Source organism: Pseudomonas sp. JV245A (assembly GCF_032424515.1).
Classification (GTDB): Bacteria; Pseudomonadota; Gammaproteobacteria; order Pseudomonadales; family Pseudomonadaceae; genus Aquipseudomonas; species Aquipseudomonas protegens.
Genome location: NZ_VYKE01000292.1, coordinates 1 through 3,247 on the forward strand (window position 1 = coordinate 1; position 3,247 = coordinate 3,247).

The 3,247-nt window shown below is 65.2% G+C and carries 4 protein-coding genes and 1 pseudogene; 4 read left to right on the forward strand and 1 reads right to left on the reverse strand.

Going from position 1 to position 3,247, the window contains the following annotated elements; translation table 11 throughout:
- Positions 1-90 (reverse strand): annotated as a pseudogene (locus F6S12_RS30720) (aldo/keto reductase); the annotation flags it as partial.
- 222 nt (positions 91-312) lie between these two features.
- Here F6S12_RS30720 and F6S12_RS30725 point away from each other — a divergent pair.
- The 4 genes from F6S12_RS30725 to F6S12_RS30740 all read left to right on the forward strand — a co-directional run.
- Positions 313-528: a molybdopterin-binding protein gene (locus F6S12_RS30725; protein WP_011061476.1), complete on the forward strand. Its 216-nt coding sequence runs from the start codon at positions 313-315 to the stop codon at positions 526-528.
- A 41-nt stretch (positions 529-569) separates the two neighbouring features.
- Positions 570-1,607, forward strand: a complete 1,038-nt coding sequence (locus F6S12_RS30730; protein WP_011061475.1) for an isopenicillin N synthase family dioxygenase — start codon at positions 570-572, stop codon at positions 1,605-1,607.
- 28 nt (positions 1,608-1,635) lie between these two features.
- Positions 1,636-2,445: a MetQ/NlpA family ABC transporter substrate-binding protein gene (locus tag F6S12_RS30735; RefSeq protein ID WP_011061474.1), complete on the forward strand. Its 810-nt coding sequence runs from the start codon at positions 1,636-1,638 to the stop codon at positions 2,443-2,445.
- Positions 2,442-3,247: methionine ABC transporter ATP-binding protein (locus F6S12_RS30740; protein ID WP_315869761.1), on the forward strand; the 806-nt coding region annotated here is incomplete at its 3' end. The genes F6S12_RS30735 and F6S12_RS30740, both read left to right, overlap by 4 nt.

The window sequence follows — 3,247 nt, forward strand, 5'->3', positions numbered from 1 at the left end:
CTGATCCCGCAGGTGGCGGTCCTCGCCCATCCGCCAAGTGCCCTGGCCAATCACCGGAACCTGCGTGTCTGCCAGCATCAACGTGCGCATGCTTACCTCCTGGTATCTATCGAGAGTGATCAGTGCAGGGCACAGGGAAGCAAAGCCGGCGGGCAGGGTCAAGGCTGCGCGAGGGCGGGAGGCTGGGTCTTTTATATTCCTAAAAGAGATAACTATCTAATTATTTATTCCTTTTAAGGCTTTTGCCAAAGGCGCATGTTTAGCCCCAGCCGCTCAACTCCTGAGCCCGGTGCCAGCAAAGGACTTTTCAGCATGACCATTCAAGCGATCAACGTACGCAACCAGTTCAAGGGCGTGATCAAGGAGATCCACGAAGGCCAGGTGGTTTCGGAAATCGACGTGCAGACCGCCTCGGGCATTGTCACTTCGGTGATCACCACCCGCTCGGTGCGCGACCTGGAACTCAAGGTCGGCAGCGAAGTGATCGCCTTCGTCAAGTCCACCGAAGTCTCCATCGCCAAGCTCTGAGCCGCACCTGCGGACATCGTCCATTCACAGGGGAGTGAAGCATGCCGCACTCGCTGGATATCACCGCGCTGCCGGTCCTGGACCTGAGCCAATTGCAGGGCCACCCGGAGCAGCGTCGGATCTTTCTCGACGGCTTGCGCCAGGCGGCGCGGGACGTGGGTTTCTTTTACCTGACCGGGCACGGAGTCGACAGCGGCCTGCTGCGCCGGGTGCAGGACCAGGCGCGGGCGTTCTTTGCCTTGCCCGAGGCCGACAAGGCGGCCGTGGGCATGATCCACTCGCCGCACTTTCGCGGCTATAACCAGGCGGCTTCGGAGATCACCCGGGGCCAGCCGGACCTGCGGGAACAGTTCGACCTGGGGGCCGAGCGCCAGGCCTTGCCCCTGGATCCCCACAGCCCGCCCTGGACCCGCTTGCAGGGCCCCAACCAATGGCCGGCGCAACTGCCGGCGTTCAAGCCCGTGCTGCTGGAGTGGCAGCAGGCAATGACCGCCATGTCCCTGCGCCTGTTGCGCGGCTTTGCCCAGGCATTGTCACTGCCGGAACAGGCCTTCGATGGGCTGTACGGCGAACGGCCCAACGAGCACATCAAGCTGATCCGCTACCCTGGCCGCGCGCCGGGGCAGAGCAACCAAGGCGTGGGAGCCCACAAGGATTCCGGGTTCCTCAGCTTTCTGCTGCAGGACCAGCAGGCCGGCCTGCAGGTGGAAGTGGAGGAGGGCCGCTGGATCGACGCGCCGCCCCGGGACAACACCCTGGTGGTGAACATCGGCGAGCTGCTGGAACTGGCCACCCACGGCTATCTGCGCGCTACCGTGCACCGGGTGCAGTCGCCGCCCGCGGATCGCCAGCGGCTGTCCATCGCGTTTTTCCTCGGTGCCCAACTCGATGCCCGGGTGCCGCTGTATCCCTTGCCCGAAGCCTTGTTGCGCGAAGCCCGGGGCCCGGCCAGCGACCCCGACAACCCGCTATTTCGCGAAGTGGGCTGGAACTACCTCAAGGGCCGCCTGCGTTCGCATCCGGACGTGGCCCGGCGTTTCTACCCCGATGCCCTGGTGCCCAAGGCACTGAGTGCCTGACCTTCATCCGCTGCTCAAGGACACTGCCATGCTGAAGAACACCGTCTTGACCCTGGCGTTGCTGGCCAGCCTGGGGGCGGCCCTGCCGACCACTGCGGCGCAGCCGTTGCGGGTAGCCGCCGACCCGGTGCCCCATGCCGAGATCCTCGCCTACGTACAAAAACTCGACCCGCAATTGCAGCTCAAGATCATCGAGATTCCCAATGGCGTGAACTCCAACGAACTGCTGGCCCACGGCGATGTGGACGCCAACTACTTCCAGCACCTGCCGTACCTCAAGTCTCAGGAACAGGCCCTGGGCCAGCCCTTCGCCGTGGCTGCCAGCGTGCACATCGAGCCCCTGGGGATCTATTCCAAGCGTCACCAGCGCTTCGAGCAGTTGCCCCAGGGCGCCAGCGTCGCGGTGCCCAACAATGTCACCAACCTCAGCCGCGCGCTGTACCTGTTGCAGAGCTACCAGTTGATCCGCCTCAAGCCCGGTTTCACCGACCCGGCCCGGGATCAGGCGACCCCCAGGGACATCGCCGACAACCCGAAACAGCTGAAGATCCTGGAGATCGAATCGCCGCAGATCCCCCGGGCCCTGGACGACGTGGACCTGGCGGTGATCAATGGCAACTACGCCCTGGAGGCCGGGCTGGTGCCGGCCAAGGATGCCCTGGGCCTGGAAAAGGCCGAGCACAATCCCTACGCCAACATCCTGGTGACCACCCCCAAGCTGCAGGATGACCCGCGCATCCGTCAGTTGGCCAAGGACCTCAACTCGCCGGAAGTAGCGGCGTTCATTACCCGGACCTACTCGGGCTCGGTGATTCCCGTCACGGACCGCCAGCCATGATCGAGGTCCAGCAGCTTTGCAAGGTCTACGGCGAAGGCCAGCCCGCGGCACTGGATCGGGTTTCGCTGACGGTTCCCGACAGGGCGGTGTACGGCATTCTCGGGCGCAGCGGCGCCGGCAAGTCGACCCTGTTGCGCTGCCTGAACCTGCTGGAGCGGCCCAGCAGCGGGCGCATCCTGATGGACGGCCAGGACCTTGGCGCCTTGTCCGTGAGCGAGCTGCGCCGGCAGCGCCAGGGCATCGGCATGATCTTCCAGGGCTTCAACCTGCTGCATTCGCGCACGGTTCAGGACAACGTCGCGGTGCCTCTGGAAATTGCCGGCCTGGGCAAAAGCCAGCGCCGCGCGCGGGTTCTGGAACTGCTGGAACTGGTGGGTCTTGGCGACAAGGCCCAGGCCTATCCTTCGCAACTGTCCGGTGGCCAGAAGCAGCGGGTGGGCATCGCCCGGGCCCTGGCCGCCGGGCCGCGTTACCTGCTGTCGGATGAGGCCACCAGCGCCCTGGACCCGGAAACCACGGCGTCGATCCTGCAATTGCTGGCGCAGATCAACCGCGAGCTGGGGCTGACCATTGTGCTGATCACCCACGAGCTGGAAGTGGTCAAGGCCATTTGCAGCCACGCCGCGTCCCTGGCGGGCGGCCGGCTGATGGAGAGCGGGGCGGTGGCCGAACTGCTGGGCAACCCGCAGTCGGCCCTGGGCCGGGCGCTGTTGCCGGGCTACAACCTGCCGTTCAACGGCAGCCAGCCCCAGGCCGAACTGACCTTTTTCGACAACCAGCGCGCGGCGCCGCTGCTGGAGCA

What these genes read in the sequence shown, in the direction of transcription:
- F6S12_RS30725 (WP_011061476.1), top strand. Translation starts at nt 313, where the DNA reads ATGACCATTCAAGCGATCAACGTACGCAACCAGTTCAAGGGCGTGATC.
- F6S12_RS30735 (WP_011061474.1), top strand. Translation starts at nt 1,636, where the DNA reads ATGCTGAAGAACACCGTCTTGACCCTGGCGTTGCTGGCCAGCCTGGGG.
- F6S12_RS30730 (WP_011061475.1), top strand. Translation starts at nt 570, where the DNA reads ATGCCGCACTCGCTGGATATCACCGCGCTGCCGGTCCTGGACCTGAGC.